The organism is Lelliottia sp. 489, from assembly GCF_050435885.1.
Taxonomy (GTDB): Bacteria; Pseudomonadota; Gammaproteobacteria; order Enterobacterales; family Enterobacteriaceae; genus Enterobacter; species Enterobacter nimipressuralis.
The window spans coordinates 389,796-412,786 of the sequence record NZ_JBNDLC010000001.1 but is presented as its reverse complement, the minus strand read 5'-3'; the positions used below and the strand labels follow the sequence as shown (position 1 = coordinate 412,786).

Below are 22,991 nucleotides of genomic sequence, written 5' to 3'. Positions count from 1 at the left end.
GCTATGGAGACCATTCACTACATTATTGATAACTGGGATTATTTATTAACCCTCACCTTTCAGCACCTGTGGCTGGTGGCATTAGCCGTCGGACTGGCGATTGTGACCGGCGTGCCGCTGGGCATTTTAATCGTGCGCCATAAATGGCTGGCGACGCCGGTGCTGGGCATCGCGACCATTGTTCTGACCATTCCGTCGATTGCCCTTTTCGGCCTGATGATTCCGCTCTTTTCGCTGATCGGTCAGGGTATTGGCGCCCTGCCCGCCGTTACCGCCGTATTCCTTTACTCGCTGCTGCCGATTGTGCGTAACACCCACACCGCGCTCGACAGCCTGCCGCCCGGTCTGCGTGAAGCCGGACGCGGAATCGGCATGACCTTCTGGCAGCGCCTGCGTTGGGTGGAGATCCCAATGGCCCTGCCGGTGATTTTCGGCGGCATTCGTACTGCCGTGGTGATGAATATCGGCGTCATGGCTATCGCCGCCGTGATTGGCGCGGGTGGTCTGGGGCTGCTGTTGCTGAACGGTATCGGCGGAAGCGACATTCGCATGTTGATTGCCGGTGCCTTAATGATTTGTCTTTTAGCTATTGTGCTCGACTGGCTGCTCCATCGCCTGCAGGTCGTGCTGACTCCGAAGGGGATTCGATAATGATAAAACTGGAAAACCTCACCAAACAATTTTCACAGAAAAATGGCCAGACCTTTAAGGCCGTCGACAACGTTAACCTGAACGTTCCTGAAGGGGAAATGTGCGTCCTGCTGGGGCCGTCAGGATGCGGTAAAACCACCACGCTGAAGATGATTAACCGCCTGATTACCCCAAGCAGCGGCGCTATTCTGATTAACGGCGAAAATACTAACGAGATGGATACCGTCACCCTGCGCCGCAATATCGGCTACGTGATCCAGCAGATTGGTCTGTTCCCGAACATGACCATCGAAGAGAACATCACCGTGGTGCCGCGCATGCTGGGCTGGGATAAGGCACGCAGCAAAGCGCGTGCTGAAGAGCTGATGGATATGGTGGCGATGGACCCGCATAAATTCCTCAACCGCTATCCGCGCGAAATGTCCGGCGGCCAGCAGCAGCGTATCGGCGTGATTCGCGCCCTGGCGGCGGATCCTCCGGTACTGCTGATGGATGAACCTTTCGGTGCGGTAGACCCGATCAACCGCGAGGTGATCCAGAACCAGTTCCTGGAGATGCAGCGCAAACTGAAAAAGACGGTGATGCTGGTCAGCCACGATATTGACGAAGCGCTGAAGCTCGGCGACCGTATTGCCGTGTTCCGTCAGGGCCGTATCGTGCAGTGCGCCAGCCCCGATGAACTGCTGGCAAAACCGGCGAATGAATTTGTTGGCTCTTTCGTCGGCCAGGACCGCACCCTGAAACGCCTACTGCTGGTGTCGGCGGGTGACGTTACGGATCAACAGCCGACGATCACCGTGCGCGAATCCACCCCCCTGCCGGAGGCGTTTGCCACCATGGATGACAACGACATCCGCGCCATCACCGTGGTGGATGGCAACGGCAAACCGCTGGGCTTTGTGAAGCGCCGCGAAGCGCGTCACGCCACTGGCTCTTGCGCAGATATGCTGCATCCGTTCCGTATGACGGGCAAAGCGGAAGACAACCTGCGCGTTGTTCTGTCGCGTCTGTATGAGAGCAACACCAGCTGGATGCCGATCGTAGATGAAGAGGGTCGTTACAACGGTGAGATTTCGCAGGATTATATTGCGGAGTATCTGAGTTCAGGGCGAACCCGTCGTGCGCTGAATATTCACAGCGACACGTAAAATACTGCGGATAATAGCCGGGCAGTCAGGACTGCTGCCCGGTTTCGACGTTAAGCGACGACCTTCTCAACGGAAAAGGTGCTGTCCAGCATCGACAGATCGATGTAACGCGCCAGATCGCGCTGCTCAGCGCGGGGCAGATACGGCAGTTCACCCACCAGCGGCCCCTGCAGTTTTTTGCTCAACACGTCGATGATTTCGGCGTAATGGGCAAGACCGGGGTTGATGCGGTTAGCGACCCAACCAATCAGCGGCAAACCATCGTTAGCAATGGCCTGCGCGGTCAGCAACGCGTGGTTAATGCACCCTTCCTGAATACCGACAACCATCAGCACCGGCAATTGTTCCTGCACCACCCACTCCGATAACGGACGCAGATCGTTCATCAGACTGCGCCAGCCGCCGGTGCCTTCGATCACCACGTGATCGACGCTATCGCTGAGATTCGCCAGCCCGTTGGACAACAGGGAATAATTGATAAGACCGCTGTGTGCGACGCTACTTTCGTCTTCACTCAGCGCGATCGGGTTGATGGCCTGATAAGGCAGTTCAAGGCTTGAGACACTTTGCAGCACCAGCGCATCTTTATTGCGTAGTCCTTCTGGCGTCTCTTTACTTCCTTTCGCGACCGGTTTATACCCTGCCACACTCTTACCGCCTGCCGCCAGGGCCTGCAGCAAAGCGCGGGACACCACCGTCTTACCGACAGAAGTATCAGTACCCGTTACAAAGAAACGCTTAAGCATCACTCACTCCACCTTTTGGGCATATGCTTTGAAAATATAAACTAAGTAAATAATTCAGTGGAGTGAGTCTAAGGTATGCGCCGTCGGTCCAGATTGAGATAGCGCAATTTTTATGAGATCAGCGAAAAAGAGTTATCCCTGCAGCAGGCGGATCAATAGCGAACCGTTATACATGGCATCTTTCACCAGCGCGGCCCCGGCCATGGTGCCTTGATTGGAAAACTGCGTGCTCTCGACCACCATATTTTTACTGTAGGCCGGGAGGGATTGCTGACGAATGCAGTCAGAAATCGCCGGGAACAGGATCTCGGCAGCCTGATTCAGGGGCGAGCCAATCAGGATTTTTTGCGGATTAAAGAGATTCACCATAATCGCCAGAATACGCCCGACGTTATTGCCCACACCGGTAATGATGTCCTTCGCCAGCAAATCGCCCTGTCGCGCCGCGCCGCACAAAGACTCGACGGTCAGCGGCTGGCCGTGCAGCGACGAACTCATCGACTGGCTAAGACGCAGCTGCGCCAGCTCCATCACGCTTTCGACGCTGGCGATGGTTTCGAGGCAGCCGTGATTGCCGCAGTAGCAACGCTTGCCGTAGGGATCGACCTGCGTGTGACCAATTTCCACCAGGCTGCTGCTCCCGGCATGTAACAGGCGGCCATCGGTAATCACGCCCGCCCCGACGTTATGATCAATCACCACCTGAATCACGTCACGCGCGCCGCGAGAGGCACCAAACAGCGCCTCGGCCATCGTCCAGGCGCTGATGTCATGCTGAATGTAGACCGGTACGCCGGTGTGATTCTCCAGCACTTCACCCAGCGGCATGTCTTTGACGTCGTCATAAAACGGCATGCGATGGACGATTCCATTTTCCGTATCAATAATTCCCGGCAGGGTGATCGCAATGGACGTCAACCGCTCCAGCTTTTGCTGATGGCGAATAAAAAACTGATCGATATGGGCAATGATGCGTTCAAGCAAGGTTTGCTCTGACTGGAGCGGCAGTTCGAGACGGTCCTCGACCACCAGCTTACTGCTCAGATCGCGCAGGGCAAGAATCACTTCCGCGCGGCTGATGCGAATCGACAAGTAGTGCCAGGCTTCGGTTTCCACCACCAGCCCCACCGCCGGACGGCCACGGCTGCCCGGCTCCTGGATTTCCGTCTCCTGAACCAGATGCGCTTCCAGCATTTCACGCACTATTTTGGTAATACTGGCTGGCGCCAACTGCGCCAGTCGGGAAAGATCGATACGCGAGACCGGGCCAAGCTGATCAATCAGGCGATACACCGCACCCGCGTTGGTCTGCTTAATTTGATCAATATGTCCTGGCTGACTATCAGCAACCACCTCTTACATCCTTATTTTCGCGCTTCGAAATAAACTTTGGGCTATGGTGAAGCACTTCGCAGGCAATCGTCAAATTTAAACTTAGCCATGTGATTTGCCGCACATTTTTCGCCCTTTTTCAGGCCATTATTGGCCGCTTTGAGGCTGCAATCAGCTGGTTTTTGAAACGCTGTGCCGCATGGCTCTGTTCATGGTGTTTTGGCCATACCAGCCACATCTCAGAGACGGCATCCTCTTCGGCAATCGCCACCCAGCGCATTTCGCTAAGCTGCACGCGTTTAAATGACGCCGGAAGAATCGATACCCCCAGCCCCGCCGCGACTAAACCGATTATCGTCATCGCCTCGCCCACCTCCTGGGTGATCACCGGCGCCTGCCCATAGCGGCGCATCAGGCCAAGAATGTCGTCGTACAACCCGGTCCCGACATGAGGGTCGAAAAAGACAAAGGGTTCCTGCGCCAGCTGGGCAAGCGTTACCGAGTCCAGTTCGGCCAGCGGGTGATCGCGAGGAATCATCGCCAGCAGCGGCTCGCGCAGGATTACTTCCCAGGCCAGGGTATCGGGCAGATGGGTGTTGCGCATCAGCCCCAGATCCAGCGAACCTTCATTCAACGGGACAATCTGCTCCCGCGTATTGATCTCGCGCGTCTGGATGTGCACATCGGGATAATGGCGGCGAAACGACGACAGGGTATCCGACACCGCGCTGATAAACGGCGCCGACGAGGTAAATCCGATGCGCAGTTCGCCCGTTTCGCCCAGATGCAGACGTTCGGCGCGCGCGGCAGCGTCATCGACCAGACTCAGTATTTGTCGGCTGTCGGCCAGAAACTGCCTTCCCGCCTCCGTCAGGCTGACGCTGCGGTTGGTGCGGGCCAGCAAACGTGCGCCAACCTGCTGCTCAAGGATTTGGATCTGCTGGCTCAGGGGCGGCTGGGAGATGTTCAGCCGCGCGGCCGCCCGGCCAAAATGGAGTTCTTCAGCAACAGCGATAAAGTAGCGTAAATGGCGCAGCTCGATATTCATATGTTTAACGTATCATTTGAGATTATTAATATATTAGACAGAATATTTACAATTTCCTACTCTGATCTTGTGGTCATACCCGTCACCAGAAATCACGGGGATGTTTAAGCAAGGAATGAGTGTGAGTCGTACATCTACCGTTGATATCGCCCCGGCAAGCGACATTGATGATTTACCCGCAGCACCCGCGCCGGACCAGTTTATCAAACGTGGTACTTCCCAATTTATGCGCGTCACGCTGGCGCTGTTTTCCGCCGGTCTCGCGACCTTCGCCCTGCTGTACTGCGTGCAGCCGATCCTGCCGGTTCTCTCTCATGAGTTTGGCGTCTCGCCCGCCAGCAGCAGTATTTCCCTGTCGATCTCAACCGGGATGCTGGCGGTCGGATTGCTGTTTACCGGCCCGCTCTCCGACGCCATCGGACGCAAACCGGTGATGGTGACCGCGCTGCTGCTCGCGTCGGTGTGTACCCTGCTTTCGACAATGATGACCAGCTGGCACGGGATTCTGGTGATGCGCGCTCTGATTGGGCTGTCCCTGAGCGGCGTGGCGGCGGTCGGAATGACCTATCTCAGCGAAGAGATCCACCCGAGTTTTGTTGCCTTCTCGATGGGGTTGTACATCAGCGGGAACTCGATTGGCGGCATGAGCGGACGTCTGCTGAGCGGGGTGTTCACGGATCTGTTTAACTGGCGCATCGCGCTTGCGGTAATTGGCTGCTTTGCCCTGGCATCAGCGCTGATGTTCTGGCGTATCTTGCCAGCGTCACGCCATTTTCGCCCTACTTCCCTGCGGCCAAAAACGCTGTTTATCAACTTCCGCCTGCACTGGCGCGATCAGGGCCTGCCGCGTCTCTTCCTGATGGGCTTCCTGCTGATGGGGTCGTTCGTCACCCTGTTTAACTATATCGGTTATCGCCTGATGCTCTCGCCATGGCATCTTAGCCAGGCCTTTGTCGGCCTGCTCTCCGTGGCCTATCTCACCGGCACCTGGAGCTCGCCGAAAGCAGGCGCGATGACCGCACGCTTCGGTCGAGGCCCGGTGATGCTGGTTTCAACAGGGGTAATGCTCGCGGGTCTGCTGCTGACACTGCTCTCTTCCCTGTGGGTCATTTTCGCCGGAATGCTGCTCTTCTCCGCTGGTTTCTTCGCCGCGCACTCTGTCGCCAGCAGCTGGATCGGCCCGCGCGCCCGTCGCGCCAAAGGCCAGGCGTCATCCCTGTATCTGTTTAGTTACTACCTGGGCTCCAGCATCGCCGGGACTCTCGGCGGCGTGTTCTGGCACAACTATGGCTGGAATGGTGTCGGAGGATTTATTGCGTTGATGCTGTGCGCCGCGCTGCTGGTCGGGGCGAGCCTGCATAAACGTCTGCATTGACGGATATCCTTCAAACTAGCGCGAAATGGGAAAGCTGGTACATCGCCACCAGCGCTGAGATATTCACAATCACACTGATGATGAACCTGGTTTTGAATGGCTGCTTTTGCGTTTTATGGCGGAAGAGTTGTTGGCCCGCCATCGCGCGGGCCATCCTCCCACAAGGCCAAACACCAGCAATGTGGATTCCGGCACTCTGCGCCAGCCCTTGCGCGCCGCCGTTTTATCCACGCCATAGATCACCAGCGTAAGCACATTGGCGAGCAAGAGCCAGCTGACAATGGGATGGGCGGTAAACGTGCTTCCGATCGCTGAAACGATGAGGAGCAAGTAACAGAAGCGATTGAGATTCATAGGCGCGGTCACGGTCGTTATTACGGTAAGTTGTGCGGCATTATACGGGGTCGCGCTGTCAGGGCGAAACGGATGTCATAAACCTGGAGCGGGCTGTTTAGCATCTTCTATAAAAGCCACGTCAATCCTTACACCCGGCATCATTTCTTCAAGACCGTCTGTCAGCATCTTCCCGGCTTCATGAAGCTTCTCCAGGGGCATCTGCGGCAGACTCTCCAGAATGAACCACATTTGTTGCGCGTCCGCACTGAGGCGGGTTCTTATCCCCTGTCGCCAGTTCCAGCGGCGGCAGGTCACTCCGGCATCATCGCACCAGATAACTTCTCCCTGCGAAGGGTATTCAACTGCGGGTTCACCCTCTTTGACGGTATCAAAAGGTTCTGTGCCTTTTGCCACAACCAGCCGTGGCACCCCCTGATAGGCAGCGATATTTTCTCCCCCAACCGGAACGGCATACTTCAGACTGACGGCGTTATAGAGATCCACGACCGGATCAAGAGCGGGCATTGCGCCGTCGCGAAGAACGCGTTTACGCAGAGCATCAGCTGAGCACGGCGTGCGTTTTGGCCTGGCACCAAATCCCTGAAACACTTCTGCCCACGCGGCCAAATGTGCTTCAGTCCAGTCAGGATTTCCAGTCAGAACGGCTTCGCAGGCTTGTTTCAGAGCGGTTTCACCAACGCGCGGGTTACGTACCGGGGCGGCCTGTACACAGATACTCAGAGCCCGGAAACCGGGGGCGATACCATAAACCTCTGGGGCAATTGACGGAGAGACAATGAACACGTGATAATCCTGTAATGACCAATTTATTCCATGATAATGACCAATGACCAAAAAAGTCAATTTAATGACCGATGCAAATGCGATTGTGAATACCGTTAACGAAGCCGTATCGCAGCGGATTAAGCTGTACCGTAAGCAAAAGAAAATATCACTCGATGAGCTGTCCGGCCGGGCGGGCGTCAGCAAGGGCGCTCTGGTTGAGATTGAGGGGTGCAGGGCAAATCCCAGCATCGCCCTGCTATGCCGCCTGGCTGCTGCGATGGGCGTTTCAGTAGCGGATTTTGTTGATGTCAGTTCCAAACCGACCGTGCATCTCATCGCTGAAGATGAGATCCCTGAGCTTTGGAATGGTGAAAAAGGAGGAAGAGCACGGCTGCTCGCAGGATCCGGCGGCCCTGATATGACAGAGCTGTGGATGTGGGAAATGCAGCCGGGGGAAAAATTTGCTTCACCCGGTCACCCGCAGGGAACGCTTGAACTGTTTTATGTACAACAGGGGACGCTTACGCTTGGCGTACAGGAGCACCTGTATTCGGTGAATACCGGCTGTTCAGCAACGGCCAGAACCGACGTCCCGCATTTCTATGAGAACCGGGGTGAGAGTTCACTCACATTCATCATGACAGTAAATGAAAAAGCATCCTGAGTGCTGCTCTTAGCACAGAGTAGACTTTACTGTTCCGCGTCTAAACATTCTTCGGCTCCGGGGTTCCCTGATGAAAAACTAACTTCCATTGCCCATTATCAGAACGCGCCCAGCACGATGAACGAAGGGAAACGCGACTACCATACGGATGAAACGTCCTGTAATGCAAGATGGCGAAATCCTCGCGAATGCTGATGAGCCGAAAGTCGTTGCTGAGAATGGCCGGGACACATTCTTCACCCATCAGAGACGCTATCGTCTCCTCACGAGTCACCAGGACGCCCGAGCGTGTAATTTCCTTGAACTCAGGATGAAGTATGTGCTCAAGCCATTCAAGGTCGTTCCGTTTGATCCCATGAAGAGTGCATTCAAGTGCTTTCAGCTTTTCCAGCAGCATGGCGTTCATCCTCGTTGAAATTCCTGTCACCTGGTATTAAAGCAGCCAGAGATAACCAGGGCGATAACCTGATATCAGCAATCTGATAGTGCTCGTTGTTAAACATTTTTCAACCACTGACATCATTCTAACTTATTTATTAAGCACTTAGTCCAGTTATAGTTAACTCTCGCTAATACCAATGCTCCCGAAACGTCGCCGAAATCAACCGCCTGATGCCGGACAAAAAACTCGCGCAGTTGCGTGGGTAAAAACGCTGCGTTATATCGCATCAGCGTGCTGTGCCAGAACGGTGCGGGCAAAGGGCTGCCCGTATGGCGCAGCAGCAGCTCATCTTTCCATTGGGAATTTAAAACGCTCTCGCAGAATGACTGGCGCAGGGCAATGGCGGGATCATCGGGGATACCTGCCAGCAGCAATTGACTGGGCAGTGCCACCAGCCTTAGATGCCGGATCACAATGTGCTTTCCCTGATATTCACGCCAGATATCGGTCAACTGCCCTGTTTTTTCCGGCAGCGGCTCATTCTCTTCATACAGCGGCAGAGTCAGGGGCAGAAAGGTAAAATGGACGCTACTGACAGGGAGAACATCGGCCAGTCGATCGCCCTCCGTGCGTTGCTCCAGTTCGCGAATGAGGCATACCACAGGCTCGGGCAATACCGGCTGTATGCCCGTTGCAAGCGCCAGTTTGTCAGGATCGTAGTAATGCTGTTTCCTGATTTCCCCGATAGCGGGGTTTTCCCGCCAGGGCGCGAGGGTTTTCTCATTCGTCGCGCTGTACGCATTTTGCAGACGGGTGGCGTTCATAGCAGATCTGCCAGGGCGAGAGAGGTGAGTTCCCTTCACTTTACCCTCCTCTCTTCAGGCCGTCACAGGATCTAACAGAGAGGTGCCATAGGAATTATCGATTGTACACAGCCAACGCTCCCCCGCTTCCTGCCTGAAAACATAGGTCGCACGACGTGTCGTTTCGACCGTTCCCCCCTTGCCATCAGGGAAGCGAAGTACGGTTTCCATAATAACGAGCGCATTGCCGCCCCCTTCGATAACCTGCATCTCTCCCTGCTCAACAATAAGTTGATCCTGAAAATAATCAGAGATGGCGATAAACGCTTTACGGATATTCTCTTTACCTGTGACGGTTAATCCCGGCTTCACCACCAGAGCAGCATCTTCAGCGTAATTCTCCATCAGAGAATCAAAGTCTTTAGCGGAAATCGCTCTGTCACAAGATTCAATAATCTGACGTAACGGATGTGAGTGCATAATGATTATCCTGTAAAGTGTCCCACCTGTATTACCTGGTAACTCAGTGTATATGTATAGCTACTATATTTTATGAGTTGTTGGGATTAACACGTTATTTCAGGAGGCTTTGTGCGCACTCGCCCGTCATCCCGGTTAATCGTTATTTCGCCTGAGAATCGCGTTTTGCTCTTTTGCTTCTGTCATAACGATGACGCTCTGCGTGGAAAGACCTACTGGGCAACGCCTGGTGGAGGGCTTGAGCACAATGAATCTTTCGAACAGGCTGCGTTGCGCGAATTACGTGAAGAGACGGGCCTGACAAGAGACTCAGCAGGTCCGCAGAAAGCCTCCAGAACCTTCGAAATGATGCTGCCGAGTGGCGAGACTGTTCTCGCCGAAGAGCGTTTTTTTATTATTCATGCAGATCAATCAGATATCGACCGCTCAGGATGGAGCAGCAATGAAAAGAACGTCATTCGCGAGCACTACTGGTGGACAATCGAAGAGCTCAGACAGACCACTGAAATCATCTTTCCAGCCGAATTGATCATTGAAATACTTGAAGGTTCAGCTGTGTTTACTGCTGCAAAATGACGCTGATATCCGCGCCTGGCACCCGCAGCCAGGTCTGCGAAAAGTAAAATGCATGAAGTTATAAATGAAAAGCAGAGACAGATGACAACCTGGGATTATCCGTTTCGGCGTACTACATTCTCCCGCGTAGGTCCCTGAAAATAGAGGGTACTCACATGGCAGCTTCGGGGTTGTAACAATACAAAACGTACCGCTTCCCAGATTGAACGCCCGTTCAACAACGCCTCACCCATTTTAACCGTGCCATTCGGCAGTTCATTTAAATCGGTCATTTCAAAATCGGGTGGATACAGACCGGTGACGCGAATATTCTCCTTCGCAAGCTGGTGTGACAGCGTCTGCGTAAACCCACTCAGACCATGCTTACTCGCAAAAAATGCCGGATGTGCAATTGAATCTGTAAAGCCAGGAATACCACATGCAGAGATGATGGAAATAATATCTGCCGAGCTGGAACGTCTTAAGCAGGGAAGTAAAGCCTGAGTGAGTAAAATCGAGCCTGTAAGACCAGAGCTAATGGTAGTAATGCATTCTGATGCGGGTTGATCCTCTAATTCCCCGGACAACCATTGTGCGGCGTTGAGAATAAGGATATCGACCGGTGCATCTGAATTTGTTATTAGCTCTGCGAACTCTTCTATGGATGCCACATGGGTTAAATCACAGACATAGCCCCTTGCCTTCCCGCCTTCTGCTGAGACGATACCGCAGGTTGTCTGAATATCTTCTGGCCGCCGCGCGCAAAATTCCACGTCAACCCCTTCGCGAGCCAGCCAGACAACCAATGCCTGACCAAATCCACTGCCACCTCCGGTGACAACCGCTCTTTTACCTCGCAACATTCAACCTGCTCCTGTATTGGCGTTCCATGAAACGTTGACGGAGATAGTGCAGGTTAGTACAGCGAGACGTCTTCCCGTTTGTGCCATTCGGTTCAGATTAAGCAAAAAAGTAGACTGTTCTCTTTCAGTCCGTTTTTTCGCTTAATTTCTCGCGCAGAAATTCAATGAATACCTGAGTTTTTGCAGGTAACAGACGCGTCTCAGTCAGCGCATAAATGGTGACCTCTTCTGCTTGCCAGTCAGGCAAAACCCGAGTCAGTTTATTATCGATAACCTCTTCCTCGACAATTTTGTCCGGCAGGATTGCAATGCCAGCGCCCATCTCGGCAAAACGACGCATCATACCAATGCTGTTCATCTGAAAACGCCCGGTCGGCGTGATGCTGATTTCGTCTTCTTTACGCTGTAATAACCAGTGGCCGGGCTTATCCTGGCGCATAGCAATACATTCATGATGTGTCAGTTCATCAGGATTGTCGGGCGTGCCGTTGCGACGTAAATACGCCGGGGAGGCATAGAGGCTTCGAGGGAGCGAGCCGAGCTTTCGCGCAATAAGACCGGAATCAGGCAAACTTCCCATGCGAATAGCCAGATCATAGGGTTCCGAAACTAAATCGACATTTCTCGGTGTTAAATCAAAATCGAAGCTTATCCCCGGATGGCAGTCCGAAAACGCTTTGATGAGCGGTGCGAGAATAACTACCGCAAAATCGGCCGGCAAAGAGACCCGCAACATGCCCTGTGGCTGAGCCAGGAGAGAACCGAGCTGCTCATGTGCCAGACGCGCTTCATCAATAATGCGCCGGCTTCGTTCGTAATAGATCTGCCCCGCTTCAGTCAGCTCAATCTTGCGCGTCGTCCGGTGTAACAGCCTGAGGCCGATAAACTTTTCAAGCTCATTTATTTTGCGGGACAGGGTGGAGTTCGGCATGCCGAGAGCCTGAGCTGCGCCACGAAAACTGCGCGCTTTGACGACCTCGACAAAGTAGGACATGTGGTTAAGAAGTTCCATATTCATTGTGCCATTGATGGAATATTCAATTCTTATTTTAGCTATTTATCCCAAAAATTAACAGAACTATACTTTAGTCATTCGCAGGAGATACCTGCACAAACTCTGATAAATACTAGCTATCTCAATCAGTTAACCACAAAAGAGGATTACCTATATGAGCTTTGAAAAATTCACCGCTGACAATGCCGCCATGCTGTTGATTGACCATCAGGTCGGTACGATGGGCTGGGCTAAATCGATGGCGTTTGACGAACTTAAACGCAATGCACTGATGCTGGCTAAATCTGCCGCCATTCTGGATATGCCGGTGGTGCTTACCTCCAGCATGGAAGAATATGCGCAGGGGCCGCTGCTTGAAGAACTGAAATCCATTCTGCCAGAAGAATTTGAAGCACGAATCAAACGCATGGGCATTGTGAATGCCATGGACGATGAGAACTTTGCCGCCGCCGTTCACGCAACCGGCAGAAAAAAACTGATTATTGCGGGCGTAACTAACGACGTCTGTACGGTATACCCTGCTCTGTCGCTGGTTGCAGCCGGATTTGACGTACAGGTTGTTGCAGACGCCGGTGCTTCTCCAACCAAAATGGCCGACGACATCGCCCTGCGCCGTATGGATAAGAATGGCATCACGCTTACCACAACGAACCAGCTGATTGCTGAGCTGGCAGGAAGCTGGGCGACACCGCAGGGTGAAAAACTGGTTCAGGTATTAATGGAATCTTTCCAGTAAACACTGAGCTTTTGGCCACTGACCCGGCAGCAAAATCTTTCTGTGGTGGAATGAACAGTGGAAATATACGTCAGCGTATATCATCCCCACAGAAAGCGCCGTGATACTCTTATATTTTTTTGATGTTCACCCTTTATCCGTTGAGCGTTATTACCTTTACGTTTCCCCTCAGCATGCCGGGCTGCTGAATTAATTTCTTTTTATTATCTCAGGGAATTTACCGCCTTTATTTTTCAGCCTACAGGAAAAGAAAAATGAATAAAATATTTACCCCATTCACACTCGGGAAATTAACCCTTAACAACCGCCTGGCTATGGCCCCCATGACTCGCAGCCGTGCTGAATATGATGGCACGCCGGGTGCTCTTGCGGTTGAATATTACGCACAGCGCGCCGGTGTGGGTCTTATCATTGCAGAAGGGACACAGCCCAGCGATGACGGACAGGGATATTTGATGACGCCGGGTATTTACACCGACGCTCACGTGGCCGGCTGGAAAACTATCACTTCAGCCGTTCACCGTCAGGGTGGACATATGTTCATTCAGCTTATGCATGTCGGGCGCATGAATCATCCTGACAACACCCCGCACCATCGTCAGGGCGTTGCGCCGTCCGCCATTGCTCCCGGTGTACAGATGTTTACAGCAACCGGGATGCAGGATATTCCGGTGCCACGAGAACTGACAACGGCAGAAATCGCCAGCACCGTGACTGATTTTCGTTACGCAGCCAGACGCGCGATTGAAGCTGGCGCAGACGGCGTGGAAATCCACGGTGCTAATGCCTATTTGATACATCAATTTTTGGCACCGAGCGCTAACCAGCGCACAGATGAATATGGCGGTTCCATTGAGAACCGAGCCCGATTTGCGCTGGAGGTGGCTGCAGCCATCGCAGATGAGATTGGTGCAGATAAAACGGCAATCCGTCTGTCGCCGGGCAGCAAGATCTGGGGTATTGATGAAGGTGAAGAAGGCCCGACGCTTTATCGTTATCTGGTGGCTGAGCTCAATAAACTCGGACTGAGCTACCTGCATATTATGCATATGGGCAATGAGGAATTGCTTAGCGAGCTGCGGACATTGTGGTCGCAGTCGCTGATACTGAATCGCCCGGGCAAAAGCAGAGAAGCCATCGGCGATGATGTCGAGTCCGGATTTGCTGAACTGGAATCCTATGGTCAAATGATTTTGGCTAATCCAGACTTTACCCGCCGTATTAAAACAGGGGCACCGCTAAACAACGCCGATCCGGCAACGTTCTATGGTGGTGGTGCCGAAGGATATACGGATTATCCTGCAATGCAGTAATTTCTCGCACGAAGAGAGAGGATGGGCATTTATACTCATCCTTTTTTTATTACGCCGCACTGAGTCTGAAAATTGCGGTGAGTTTTAGTCATATTACAGGTCACGAAAAGCCCCGCCCCCGTCAGGATATATATTCCACAATTCAGCGCTGAAATTCATGAATACGCCATGAGATGAATATTCACTGTTGATTAACTCACCGTCGTGTCAGAAACGCGCATATCTGTTACATTGCCAGAACCATCGCCCGATTCCGACACGAGGACCTCATGAATAACAACAACTACCAACAACTCACCCGCACGTTCCAGCGTCTCTCCCGTTTCTCCCATCTCTCCTCCATCGCCAGCTGGGACATGTTCGCCATGATGCCGCCGGGCGGGAGCCAGGCGCGTGGGGAAGCACTGGCGGAAATGAGCGTGTTACAGCATCAAATCCTGACGGATAAAAAAGTGGGCGACTGGCTGGCCGCTGCCGAAAGTGAAGATCTTAATGACGTTGAACGCGCCAACCTGCGCGAGATGACGCGCCATTTCCAGCAGGCCTCCCTGCTGCCGGAATCGCTGGTGGAAGCCAAGTCACTGGCCGGGAGCAAATGTGAACACGCCTGGCGCACCCAGCGTCCGGCTAACGACTGGCAGGGTTTTTCAGCCAACCTGAAAGAGGTGGTGAAGTTCAGCCGTGAAGAGGCGCGTCTGCGTGCCGAAGCCAAGGGCTGCACCCCTTACGACGCCCTGCTTGATATCTTCGAGCCAGACATGACCAGCGCCCGCCTCGACGTGCTGTTTGGCGATCTGAAATCCTGGCTGCCCGATCTGCTGTCACAAGTGGTAGAGAAGCAGTCACAAAAATCATTCGTTCCGCCACAAGGCCCTTTCCCGACCGCCGTTCAACGTGAGCTGGGGCTGGAAGCGATGAAAATGCTGGGCTTTGATTTTAACGCCGGGCGTCTCGACGTCAGCGCCCATCCGTTCTGCGGCGGCGTGCCGGAAGATGTGCGCATCACCACGCGTTACGATGAAGACGAGCTGCTGAGCGCTCTGTTTGGCGTGGTGCACGAAACCGGCCATGCGCGCTATGAGCAAAATCTGCCGCGCAACTGGCTCGGCCAGCCCGTCGCTCTGGCGCGCTCCACCGCCATCCATGAATCGCAAAGTCTGTTCTTTGAGATGCAGCTAGGCCGCAGCAATGCATTCCTGAAACATCTGCTCCCGGCGGTACATGCCCGCTTTGGCAGTCAGGCGGCGTTTAGTGAAGAGAACTTCATCGCCTGGAACCAGCGCGTGAAACCGGGCTATATCCGTGTTGATGCGGATGAAGTGAGCTATCCGGCGCACGTGGTATTGCGTTACGAAATTGAACGCGCGCTGATCAACGGTGAAATCGAAGTGGACGACATCCCGGCCCTGTGGGACGAGAAAATGCAGGCGTGGCTTGGGTTGTCGACAAAAGATAACTACCGCAACGGCTGTATGCAGGATATCCACTGGACCGACGGCGGCTTTGGCTACTTCCCGTCATATACGCTGGGGGCGATGTATGCCGCACAGCTGTTCAGCGCGGCGAAAACGGCGCTGCCGGGGCTGGAGTCTTCTGTTGCGGAGGGTGATTTCTCGGCGCTGTTTGACTGGCTGAACCAGAACATCTGGCAGCACGGCAGCCGCTTCACCACTTCGCAGCTGATTACCCAGGCCACGGGGGAAGATCTTAACAGCCGCTACTTCCGCGACCACCTCACCTCCCGCTACCTGTAATCCCCCGCGCCGGGGCGTGTACCCGGCGCTGTACATTCCGTTACACGCCGATACCAATGACTCACGGAAGCCTCGAATTCATAAGGATATAGTTATTTCAACGGCCCCGCAGTGGGGTTAAATGAGAAACCAAATTCGAGGGTATGAGAATGAAAAAAGTATTAGCTCTGGTTGTTGCCGCTGCTATGGGTCTGTCTTCTGCTGCGTTTGCTGCTGATGCTGCAACGTCTGCTACCCCAGCTCCGGCTGCTGCTGCGACCACGAAAGCGGCGCCAGCAAAAACTGTACACCACAAAAAACACAAGAAAGCCGCTGTAGAGCAGAAAGCTCAGGCCGCTAAAAAGCACCACAAAAAAGCAGCAACCAAACCAGCTGCCACCACCACTACGGCTGCGCCAACTGAGCAGAAAGCCCAGGCGGCTAAAAAACACCACAAGAAAGCCGCTGCTAAACCTGCTGTAGAGCAGAAAGCTCAGGCTGCTCAAAAGCATCACAAAAAAGCAGTAAAACACGAAGCGGCTAAACCAGCTGCACAGCCTGCTGCGTAATCGCACTCGCTAAACCGTGCCCCTCGCGGGCACGTTGCTAAACCGGCGCTGAGCTGTATTTATCGGCGCCGTTTTTTTATCCGGAGGGCGTATGCTGCGGCGCTATCGGTTTGAGTTCATTCTTATCACGCTTATTTTATGCGCGATTATCGCCAGCATGTTTTATCTTTCCTGATTGTAGCACGCTGATTTTACTCCCACTTTAACGCCGTCCCGTCTATAGTATTTTCATAGGGTTCAACTTTTTATAATCATAATTACCCCACCAGAGTGTGATATGCGGAAAACTGTTGTGTTGTTACTGGGAACGTTCTGTCTCTTTTCAGGCCTGGCACATGCAGACGATGGCGATGATAGCGCCATGGCTGCCAAAGAGATCAAAACGCTGTTCTTTGGTCATGATGACCGCACGCGTGTCACCGATCCGACCGGGGCGCCCTGGGATGCCATCGGGCAGCTGGAAACCGCCAGCGGCAACCTGTGTACCGCAACCCTGATCTCACCTCATCTGGCCCTGACCGCCGGGCACTGTTTACTGATCCCACCGAAAGGCAAGCCGGACAAAGCCGTTGCGCTGCGTTTTATCTCCCAAAAAGGTCTCTGGCGCTATGAGATCCACGGCATCGAAGGTCGTGTCGATCCGTCGTTAGGCAAACGCTTAAAGCCAGACGGCGACGGCTGGATTGTGCCGCCGGCGGCAGCCGAGTGGGATTTTGGTCTGATTGTTCTGCGCTATCCGCCCTCGGGGATCACTCCTCTACCGCTGTTTGATGGCGACAAAGCGGCGCTGACGGCAGCCTTAAAAGCCGCCGACCGTAAAGTCACGCAGTCGGGTTATCCGGTCGATCACCTGGATTCGCTCTACACCCACACGGACTGCATCGTCACCGGCTGGGCGCAAAACAGCGTCTTATCCCACCAGTGCGATACGCTGCCGGGCGATAGCGGCTCTCCGCTGATGCTGAAAACCGACGGCGGCTGGCAGTTGATTGGCGTACAAAGTTCAGCGCCTGCCGCCAAAGACCGCTGGCGCGCCGATAACCGGGCGTTATCCGTGACCGGTTTTCGGGAAAAACTGGAAGCGCTGGCGCAGGAATAGCTCAGCCATATTTGATTTCACGTAATTCCATAATCGCCTCGATGGGCATCGGCTGGCTGAACCAGAACCCTTGCAACTGGTCGCAGCCCGCGAGGCGCAGCAGTTTCATCTGCTTTTCGTTTTCCACGCCTTCGGCCACCACCGCCATCCCCAGTGCACTGGCAATCCGCACGGTGCCGCTCACCAGCGCCGCCGCCTGTTCGTCGTTATCCACCAGCCCGGCCAGTGATTTGTCGATCTTGATGGTGTCAAAATTAAAACGGCGTAAATAACCGATGCTGGAGTAGCCCGTACCGAAATCATCCAGCGCGACGGCGATGCCCAGCGCTTTAAGATTCGAGATCGCGGCCCTGGCGCGCTCCGGGTTTTCCAGCACGTAGGTTTCCGTCACTTCCAGCTGCAGACGCGTGGCCGGGAAACGCGTCATTTCAATGATTCGCGCCACTTTGTCCTCAAATTCGGGATCGCGAAACTGCGCCGGAGAGATATTTACCGACAGCTTCAAATCACCGAAAGGCTCCAGATCCTGACAGGCGCGGCGCAGGACAAACTGCCCTAAACCATAAATCAGGCCGCTGGTCTCGGCGATACTGATAAACACATCCGGCCCCAATTCCCCCGCCGGACGCCGTGGCCAGCGCAGCAGCGCCTCGACGCTGGTCATTTTCTGGCTACGCGCATCGATAATCGGCTGATACCAGATGTCGAACTCGTCGCGTTCCATGCCGCTGCGGATCTCATTTTCAATCGCCAGCTGCTGCTCGCGCACGCTGTTCAGTTCAGCGTCATACTGAGTGACGCGGCCCTTGCCGGTAATTTTCGAGTGATACATGGCGATATCGGCCCGGCGGAACAGCTCCGAGCTGGTGCATTCGATCAGCGTGCCGCTGGCAATTCCGATGCTGGCACTGATGTGAATGGTGCGCTCACCGAGGCGCAGGGGCGCACTCAGGAATTCGAGCACGTTATCGGCAAACGCCGCCGCCTGCGCCTGTGAATGGTCGCCGCCAATCAACATCGCAAATTCATCGCCTCCCATGCGGGCCAGCATGCCCCCTTCCGGCACCCGTTCACGCAGGGCGCCGGCCATCATGATGATCAGGTCGTCGCCCACGTCGTGACCGTAAATATCATTCACATCTTTAAAACCATCAAGATCGATAAAGACCACGCTTTTGACATCAATATCGCCGCGCAAACTCACCCGTTCCAGCTCCTCAATCAGGGCGCGGCGATTGGGCAGATGGCTCAGCCAGTCCGTCCGCGCCACCCGCCGGGCCTGATTTTCTCCGCGCGCCAGTTTGTACAGCCCGACGCTGCTCAGCAGAATAAACAGCAGGATCAGCCCCGCCGCCAGGATCACAATTTGCGTGATGTCGTTCGACGCGGCGCTGGCCGCCTGCGCACCGGGCAGTCGCGGCTGCCAGTTGAGATAGCCCAGCAGCTCGCCCGCCGAGCTTTTCAGCGGAACGCTGGCGATGCTGGTGTGATTGACGGTGAAATTGAGATCTTCAATCTGAAAGGTATTGCCCAGATCGCTCAGAATTTGCGGATTCAGGTGGCGGGTGATCACCAGGTAACGGCGCACATCGTTGTGCACCTGCAGGCGGCCAATCATCGGGCGGATTAGTCCAATGCCGACAAACGCTACCCCCTGGCGCGTGCGGGTGATCCCGGCGTAGATATTTTTCTCAGCGCGCAGCGCGTCGGCGTTATCGCGAATCAGCGCCTTCAGGCCATTGCCAAAAAAATCGAGGTTTTTCTCGTGGAAGGCTTTGCTCTGAAACGACCCCCACAGCACGTTGAAATGCTCGTCCAGCACGAAGGTGCCGTCGTACAAATTATTAATTTTAAAGCCTGCTCCCCAGGTATTGTACAGCCACTCGGTGTTCAGCACCGGGGGATATACCTCACGAACGGCATCATCCCAGACGGCATTATCAATCACCAGCGACCAGACGCGGTTGGCCGACGTCTGAATCGCCCCTTGTACGGAGAGCGCCGAACGGTGTTCATCTATTTCGTTGGTTTTACTGCTGATGAGGTGCAGGGAAAGGTAGAGCAGCGCAATGATGGAAACGATCAGGCCGATCCCGGCCATAAAAATCATGACAAACAGGGTTTTCGCGGTGGGAATATTGCGCCAGCTTAATGGGTTATACATTCGCCGCCCTCTCAAAAGCACTTCTTTCTAAGAGTAATACAGGTAGCGAATTTCGCTGCCCGTAAATACAGGCAGCGATCACATCAGGCCAGTTTTATCATGATCATGCCGGCGAGCAGCAGGACCAGGCCAATCCAGCCTTTACGGTTCAGACGTTGGCCGAACAAAATCCAGCCCGCCGCCAGCGTTGCGGCGATACCGAAACCGCCCCACAGGGCATAGGCCACGGAAAGATCGATCCCTTTCACCGCCTGGGACAGCGCGCTGAACGCCCCCAGCACTGCGGCGATTGACATCAGGCCGTAGACTTTACGGCGGAAGCCATCAGAAAATTTCAGGAATACGTTGGCGGCAATTTCCAGCACAATCGCCAGTGCCAGCCACGCCCCATGTACCCACTCAAACTGTTGCATGAGTTGGCTCCTGTGGCTGTTTTTTGCCTTTGCGGGTGCCCGATTTGATCAGCACAATGCCCGCGACCACGGTGGTCAGACCGGCAATTTTCATCGTTGACAGGGCTTCATCAAATAACATCACGCTGAACAGCGTGATTAACAGAATACCGATCCCCTCCCACAACGCATACGCCACGCCGAGGGCGATCTTTTTAACCGCGAACGACAGAAAAATATACGAAAGGGAAATCATCACCAGCATTAAAATAAATCCGGTGTTGCCATCGCTGACGCTTGCCCATTTCATCGACAAGGTTCCGGTAATTTCAGCGATAATGGCCAGGGCTAACAATATCCAGTAAAACATGGTACTTCTCCTGCATGAGAATATAAATCACTGCAGCTTGTCGAAAACGACAAACCCAAAAATATGAAATAAATCAGATAGCCAGACGCATGGCGTCAGCTCAGGCAGAAGACGGGACTATAGCGCGTTGCGCCAGTGTTGCTCACCGGACAGCAGGCAGAGGGAGGTGGAAAATACAGCGGTGTTATTTGAAAAGTACGTCCTGAACAGATTGTCCATAATATTACAATTATCCGCGGTATTGCTTCTCGTCATTGCGGATGAAAATTGTCCTCGGTAGTTAAACACGCCTGATTTGTACCATAAGCTAAGGATTTACTCAAAACATTTTCAATTCTTTACCCTGCCCGTTTTATTTTCGTTCGCATATAAAATGCGCGTTGCCGTTATTATCATTATTATAAATAAAAAGCGTCACGCGGGAACTCACATGGCTAAGCCCATCATTACACTGAACGGACTGAAAATTGTCATCATGCTCGGCATGCTGGTGATCATTCTTGCGGGGGTACGTTTTGCCGCCGACATCATTGTGCCCTTTATTCTGGCGCTGTTTATCGCCGTGATCCTCAACCCGCTGGTGCAACGTATGGTGCGCCTGCGCGTCCCGCGGGTGCTGGCGATTACGTTGCTTATCACGGTGATTATTCTGGCCATGGTGCTGCTGGTGGCGTATCTGGGCACCTCCCTGAACGAGCTGGCGCGCACCTTGCCGCAGTACCGCTCCTCGCTGGTCGTGCCGTTACAGCATCTCGAACCCTGGCTGCAGCGCGCCGGGATTGAAGTCTCCGTAGAAGAGTTGCTGAAGTACATCGACCCCAATGCCGCCATGACACTGGTGACGGCGCTGCTGTCACAGCTTTCGAGCGCGATGACCTCGATTTTCCTGCTGCTGCTGACGGTGGTGTTTATGCTGATTGAAGTGCCGCAGCTGCCCGTGAAGTTGCAGCAGATGATGTCCCGCCCGGTTGAGGGGATGGAGGCGATTCAGCGGGCGCTGGACAGTGTTTCTCGCTACTTGGTGCTGAAAACGGCCATCAGTATTGTGACGGGTCTGGTAGCGTGGGCCATGCTTGCCGCGCTGGACGTGCGCTTCGCGTTTGTCTGGGGACTGCTGGCCTTTGCACTCAACTATATTCCCAATATTGGCTCGGTGCTGGCTGCTATCCCCCCTATCGCTCAGGTGCTGGTGTTTAGCGGACTGTACGATGCCCTGATCGTGCTGGCGGGATACCTGGTGATAAATCTGGTGTTCGGCAATATTCTCGAACCGCGCATGATGGGGCGTGGGCTGGGGCTGTCCACGCTGGTGGTCTTTTTATCGTTGATCTTCTGGGGCTGGCTGCTCGGCCCGGTCGGGATGCTGCTCTCCGTGCCGCTGACCATTATCGTGAAGATTGCCCTCGAGCAGACGGTGGGCGGCCAGAGTATTGCCGTTTTGCTGAGCGACGTCAGCCATCGCTGATCGCAAACACCGGCTTCGCGATCCTGCCCGCCTCGCGGTAATACGCCAGCGCCGGACGCCACGCTGTAAGGGAAAACAGCGTGGCGTCGCCGCCGTGGCTGGCCTGCAGTTTCGGCCAGATTTCACGAAACTCCCCCTGCCACTCGGCCACGCTCATTCCCGCCAGGTAATTACGGATATGAAACCAGCGCACCTGCGGCTGTTGCCGGAACAGCTTCCCGGACAGCAGACCGTAGCTGACAAACACGCCTGCCGCAGGCAGCGTATTCAGGATCTGCTCGGCCACCTCGCCACCCGTAGCGTCGAAGACAATATCCGCGTCTTTGGCGATGGCGTGGATCGCCGCCGTGTCATGGTGTGATATTGGCGTGATCCCCCGCGCTGCCAGCCGGTCGGCGTGAACCGCTGAACGATGAATGCCGTACACGGATTCGGCCCCCGCCTGAAGCGCCCACTGTCCCAGCAGGAGCGCACAGTCCGATCCGGCGGCCGTCAGCAGCACGCGTTTTCCTCGTGGCGGAGAGTGTTTCAACATCAGCTGCGCGGCCAGCGGGTTGATGTACGCGCGCGCGGCAAGCACGGAATCGATAAAGTCGGGCACAGGAACCGCCAGATCCGCCGGGCAATCCACCACCTGCTGCCAGGTTCCCTGTCCGCGCAGCGGCAGCACCCGTTTACCGGTCCAGTCGGGCGGCCCGTCAATCACCACCCCAACCCCCTCGTAACCTGCAATCGCAGGCAGCGGCGTGCGATGGCGATAAGCCCCGGTGATGGGGATCAGATCCGAGGCGTTGACCGGCGAGAACAGCATCTGCACCCGCAGCTGGCCGGGAGCCAGCGGCCCGCAGCGGGAGGTTTCCAGTTGCAGCACCGATTCTGGCTCACCAAAACGGCGATACATTAGCGCAACGTTGTTCATCAGCGGCCCCGAGCAGAGTTAAACCGCACGAGCTTACTGTCTCGCGC

Annotated in this window: 25 protein-coding genes and 1 pseudogene; 11 read left to right on the top strand and 15 right to left on the bottom strand. The window is 54.6% G+C overall.

Annotation, left to right across the window (positions count from 1 at the left end; genetic code table 11):
* Window positions 1-3: 3 nt before the first annotated feature.
* A complete protein-coding gene (gene osmW / locus ABIE11_RS02130) occupies window positions 4-651 on the top strand; it encodes an osmoprotectant ABC transporter permease OsmW (RefSeq protein ID WP_100780283.1) in 648 nt (215 codons plus the stop codon).
* On the top strand, window positions 651-1,799 hold the full coding sequence (gene osmV / locus ABIE11_RS02125) for an osmoprotectant ABC transporter ATP-binding protein OsmV (RefSeq protein WP_429183791.1): 1,149 nt from the start codon (window positions 651-653) through the stop codon (window positions 1,797-1,799). Before osmW ends, osmV begins: the two co-directional genes overlap by 1 nt.
* A gap of 50 nt (window positions 1,800-1,849) precedes the next feature.
* Here the strand turns inward: osmV and bioD are convergent, their stop codons facing one another.
* The 3 genes from bioD to ABIE11_RS02110 form a co-directional block, all read right to left on the bottom strand.
* Window positions 1,850-2,545 carry a dethiobiotin synthase gene (gene bioD, locus ABIE11_RS02120; RefSeq protein WP_100780285.1) on the bottom strand — a complete coding sequence of 232 codons (696 nt, stop codon included), beginning with the start codon at window positions 2,543-2,545 and terminating at the stop codon, window positions 1,850-1,852.
* 132 nt (window positions 2,546-2,677) lie between these two features.
* Entirely contained in the window at window positions 2,678-3,898 is a 1,221-nt protein-coding gene (gene mlc / locus ABIE11_RS02115) for a sugar metabolism global transcriptional regulator Mlc (protein ID WP_100780286.1), read from the bottom strand.
* A gap of 118 nt (window positions 3,899-4,016) precedes the next feature.
* Window positions 4,017-4,925, bottom strand: a complete 909-nt coding sequence (locus ABIE11_RS02110; protein WP_100780287.1) for a LysR family transcriptional regulator — start codon at window positions 4,923-4,925, stop codon at window positions 4,017-4,019.
* A gap of 121 nt (window positions 4,926-5,046) precedes the next feature.
* Between ABIE11_RS02110 and ABIE11_RS02105 the strand changes: the two genes are divergently transcribed.
* The gene (locus tag ABIE11_RS02105) at window positions 5,047-6,300 is read left to right on the top strand and encodes an MFS transporter (RefSeq protein WP_429183789.1); all 1,254 of its coding nucleotides are present in this window, start codon (window positions 5,047-5,049) and stop codon (window positions 6,298-6,300) included.
* A gap of 10 nt (window positions 6,301-6,310) precedes the next feature.
* On the opposite strand, the pseudogene ABIE11_RS02100 reads toward ABIE11_RS02105, so the two are convergent.
* Window positions 6,311-6,654, bottom strand: a pseudogene (locus tag ABIE11_RS02100) (DUF1294 domain-containing protein).
* 75 nt (window positions 6,655-6,729) lie between these two features.
* On the bottom strand, window positions 6,730-7,440 hold the full coding sequence (locus ABIE11_RS02095) for a B3/B4 domain-containing protein (protein WP_429183787.1): 711 nt from the start codon (window positions 7,438-7,440) through the stop codon (window positions 6,730-6,732).
* Between the two features lie 43 nt (window positions 7,441-7,483).
* Here ABIE11_RS02095 and ABIE11_RS02090 point away from each other — a divergent pair, with 43 nt between their 5' ends.
* Entirely contained in the window at window positions 7,484-8,086 is a 603-nt protein-coding gene (locus tag ABIE11_RS02090; protein ID WP_429183785.1) for a helix-turn-helix domain-containing protein, read from the top strand.
* Window positions 8,087-8,126: 40 nt separating this feature from the next.
* On the opposite strand, the gene ABIE11_RS02085 is transcribed toward ABIE11_RS02090, so the two are convergent.
* The 3 genes from ABIE11_RS02085 to ABIE11_RS02075 form a co-directional block, all read right to left on the bottom strand.
* A complete protein-coding gene (locus tag ABIE11_RS02085) occupies window positions 8,127-8,492 on the bottom strand; it encodes a DUF4440 domain-containing protein (protein WP_429183783.1) in 366 nt (121 codons plus the stop codon).
* Between the two features lie 113 nt (window positions 8,493-8,605).
* Window positions 8,606-9,292, bottom strand: a complete 687-nt coding sequence (locus tag ABIE11_RS02080; RefSeq protein WP_429183781.1) for a hypothetical protein — start codon at window positions 9,290-9,292, stop codon at window positions 8,606-8,608.
* A gap of 54 nt (window positions 9,293-9,346) precedes the next feature.
* The gene (locus ABIE11_RS02075) at window positions 9,347-9,751 is read right to left on the bottom strand and encodes a YybH family protein (protein ID WP_102103632.1); all 405 of its coding nucleotides are present in this window, start codon (window positions 9,749-9,751) and stop codon (window positions 9,347-9,349) included.
* Between the two features lie 111 nt (window positions 9,752-9,862).
* Here ABIE11_RS02075 and ABIE11_RS02070 point away from each other — a divergent pair, with 111 nt between their 5' ends.
* Window positions 9,863-10,327 carry an NUDIX hydrolase gene (locus tag ABIE11_RS02070; protein WP_429183779.1) on the top strand — a complete coding sequence of 155 codons (465 nt, stop codon included), beginning with the start codon at window positions 9,863-9,865 and terminating at the stop codon, window positions 10,325-10,327.
* Window positions 10,328-10,422: 95 nt separating this feature from the next.
* Here the strand turns inward: ABIE11_RS02070 and ABIE11_RS02065 are convergent, their stop codons facing one another.
* Complete coding sequence (locus ABIE11_RS02065; RefSeq protein ID WP_429183777.1) at window positions 10,423-11,169, bottom strand: SDR family oxidoreductase; 747 nt, start codon at window positions 11,167-11,169, stop codon at window positions 10,423-10,425.
* 124 nt (window positions 11,170-11,293) lie between these two features.
* The gene (locus tag ABIE11_RS02060; RefSeq protein ID WP_371975052.1) at window positions 11,294-12,181 is read right to left on the bottom strand and encodes a LysR family transcriptional regulator; all 888 of its coding nucleotides are present in this window, start codon (window positions 12,179-12,181) and stop codon (window positions 11,294-11,296) included.
* Between the two features lie 157 nt (window positions 12,182-12,338).
* Between ABIE11_RS02060 and ABIE11_RS02055 the strand changes: the two genes are divergently transcribed.
* The 5 genes from ABIE11_RS02055 to ABIE11_RS02035 all read left to right on the top strand — a co-directional run bounded on the left by ABIE11_RS02055 (window position 12,339) and on the right by ABIE11_RS02035 (window position 17,634).
* Window positions 12,339-12,920 (top strand): isochorismatase family protein, encoded by a 582-nt coding sequence (locus ABIE11_RS02055; protein ID WP_102103606.1) that lies wholly within the window; start codon window positions 12,339-12,341, stop codon window positions 12,918-12,920.
* Between the two features lie 254 nt (window positions 12,921-13,174).
* The gene (locus ABIE11_RS02050) at window positions 13,175-14,233 is read left to right on the top strand and encodes an alkene reductase (RefSeq protein WP_429183774.1); all 1,059 of its coding nucleotides are present in this window, start codon (window positions 13,175-13,177) and stop codon (window positions 14,231-14,233) included.
* Window positions 14,234-14,502: 269 nt separating this feature from the next.
* A complete protein-coding gene (locus tag ABIE11_RS02045) occupies window positions 14,503-15,987 on the top strand; it encodes a carboxypeptidase M32 (protein ID WP_100780324.1) in 1,485 nt (494 codons plus the stop codon).
* A 149-nt stretch (window positions 15,988-16,136) separates the two neighbouring features.
* The gene (gene asr, locus ABIE11_RS02040; RefSeq protein ID WP_429183772.1) at window positions 16,137-16,535 is read left to right on the top strand and encodes an acid resistance repetitive basic protein Asr; all 399 of its coding nucleotides are present in this window, start codon (window positions 16,137-16,139) and stop codon (window positions 16,533-16,535) included.
* A 277-nt stretch (window positions 16,536-16,812) separates the two neighbouring features.
* The gene (locus tag ABIE11_RS02035; RefSeq protein WP_100780326.1) at window positions 16,813-17,634 is read left to right on the top strand and encodes a trypsin-like serine peptidase; all 822 of its coding nucleotides are present in this window, start codon (window positions 16,813-16,815) and stop codon (window positions 17,632-17,634) included.
* A 1-nt stretch (window position 17,635) separates the two neighbouring features.
* Here the strand turns inward: ABIE11_RS02035 and ABIE11_RS02030 are convergent, their stop codons facing one another.
* The 4 genes from ABIE11_RS02030 to ABIE11_RS02015 form a co-directional block, all read right to left on the bottom strand.
* Entirely contained in the window at window positions 17,636-19,798 is a 2,163-nt protein-coding gene (locus tag ABIE11_RS02030) for an EAL domain-containing protein (RefSeq protein WP_429183769.1), read from the bottom strand.
* An 83-nt stretch (window positions 19,799-19,881) separates the two neighbouring features.
* Complete coding sequence (gene mdtI / locus ABIE11_RS02025; RefSeq protein ID WP_100780328.1) at window positions 19,882-20,211, bottom strand: multidrug/spermidine efflux SMR transporter subunit MdtI; 330 nt, start codon at window positions 20,209-20,211, stop codon at window positions 19,882-19,884.
* Window positions 20,198-20,560 (bottom strand): multidrug/spermidine efflux SMR transporter subunit MdtJ, encoded by a 363-nt coding sequence (mdtJ, locus tag ABIE11_RS02020; protein ID WP_429183767.1) that lies wholly within the window; start codon window positions 20,558-20,560, stop codon window positions 20,198-20,200. The genes mdtI and mdtJ overlap by 14 nt, the downstream gene beginning before the upstream one ends.
* A 117-nt stretch (window positions 20,561-20,677) precedes the next feature.
* The gene (locus ABIE11_RS02015; protein ID WP_095281878.1) at window positions 20,678-20,848 is read right to left on the bottom strand and encodes a hypothetical protein; all 171 of its coding nucleotides are present in this window, start codon (window positions 20,846-20,848) and stop codon (window positions 20,678-20,680) included.
* Between the two features lie 142 nt (window positions 20,849-20,990).
* Between ABIE11_RS02015 and ABIE11_RS02010 the strand changes: the two genes are divergently transcribed.
* Window positions 20,991-22,025, top strand: coding sequence for an AI-2E family transporter (locus ABIE11_RS02010; RefSeq protein WP_100780330.1), 1,035 nt, complete (start codon window positions 20,991-20,993; stop codon window positions 22,023-22,025).
* Here the strand turns inward: ABIE11_RS02010 and ABIE11_RS02005 are convergent.
* Complete coding sequence (locus ABIE11_RS02005; RefSeq protein ID WP_429183764.1) at window positions 22,012-22,944, bottom strand: zinc-dependent alcohol dehydrogenase family protein; 933 nt, start codon at window positions 22,942-22,944, stop codon at window positions 22,012-22,014. The genes ABIE11_RS02010 and ABIE11_RS02005 overlap by 14 nt on opposite strands.
* Between the last annotated feature and the right edge of the window lie 47 nt (window positions 22,945-22,991).

Bases quoted from the DNA above. Each gene is read 5' to 3' on its own strand.
- ABIE11_RS02060 (WP_371975052.1), bottom strand. From the start codon at position 12,181: ATGGAACTTCTTAACCACATGTCCTACTTTGTCGAGGTCGTCAAAGCG.
- ABIE11_RS02010 (WP_100780330.1), top strand. From the start codon at position 20,991: ATGGCTAAGCCCATCATTACACTGAACGGACTGAAAATTGTCATCATG.
- ABIE11_RS02030 (WP_429183769.1), bottom strand. From the start codon at position 19,798: ATGTATAACCCATTAAGCTGGCGCAATATTCCCACCGCGAAAACCCTG.
- ABIE11_RS02055 (WP_102103606.1), top strand. From the start codon at position 12,339: ATGAGCTTTGAAAAATTCACCGCTGACAATGCCGCCATGCTGTTGATT.
- ABIE11_RS02045 (WP_100780324.1), top strand. From the start codon at position 14,503: ATGAATAACAACAACTACCAACAACTCACCCGCACGTTCCAGCGTCTC.
- ABIE11_RS02075 (WP_102103632.1), bottom strand. From the start codon at position 9,751: ATGCACTCACATCCGTTACGTCAGATTATTGAATCTTGTGACAGAGCG.
- ABIE11_RS02080 (WP_429183781.1), bottom strand. From the start codon at position 9,292: ATGAACGCCACCCGTCTGCAAAATGCGTACAGCGCGACGAATGAGAAA.
- ABIE11_RS02065 (WP_429183777.1), bottom strand. From the start codon at position 11,169: ATGTTGCGAGGTAAAAGAGCGGTTGTCACCGGAGGTGGCAGTGGATTT.
- mdtJ (WP_429183767.1), bottom strand. From the start codon at position 20,560: ATGTTTTACTGGATATTGTTAGCCCTGGCCATTATCGCTGAAATTACC.
- bioD (WP_100780285.1), bottom strand. From the start codon at position 2,545: ATGCTTAAGCGTTTCTTTGTAACGGGTACTGATACTTCTGTCGGTAAG.
- ABIE11_RS02110 (WP_100780287.1), bottom strand. From the start codon at position 4,925: ATGAATATCGAGCTGCGCCATTTACGCTACTTTATCGCTGTTGCTGAA.
- ABIE11_RS02005 (WP_429183764.1), bottom strand. From the start codon at position 22,944: ATGAACAACGTTGCGCTAATGTATCGCCGTTTTGGTGAGCCAGAATCG.
- ABIE11_RS02085 (WP_429183783.1), bottom strand. From the start codon at position 8,492: ATGAACGCCATGCTGCTGGAAAAGCTGAAAGCACTTGAATGCACTCTT.
- ABIE11_RS02035 (WP_100780326.1), top strand. From the start codon at position 16,813: ATGCGGAAAACTGTTGTGTTGTTACTGGGAACGTTCTGTCTCTTTTCA.
- ABIE11_RS02050 (WP_429183774.1), top strand. From the start codon at position 13,175: ATGAATAAAATATTTACCCCATTCACACTCGGGAAATTAACCCTTAAC.
- mdtI (WP_100780328.1), bottom strand. From the start codon at position 20,211: ATGCAACAGTTTGAGTGGGTACATGGGGCGTGGCTGGCACTGGCGATT.
- osmW (WP_100780283.1), top strand. From the start codon at position 4: ATGGAGACCATTCACTACATTATTGATAACTGGGATTATTTATTAACC.
- ABIE11_RS02090 (WP_429183785.1), top strand. From the start codon at position 7,484: ATGACCAAAAAAGTCAATTTAATGACCGATGCAAATGCGATTGTGAAT.
- osmV (WP_429183791.1), top strand. From the start codon at position 651: ATGATAAAACTGGAAAACCTCACCAAACAATTTTCACAGAAAAATGGC.
- asr (WP_429183772.1), top strand. From the start codon at position 16,137: ATGAAAAAAGTATTAGCTCTGGTTGTTGCCGCTGCTATGGGTCTGTCT.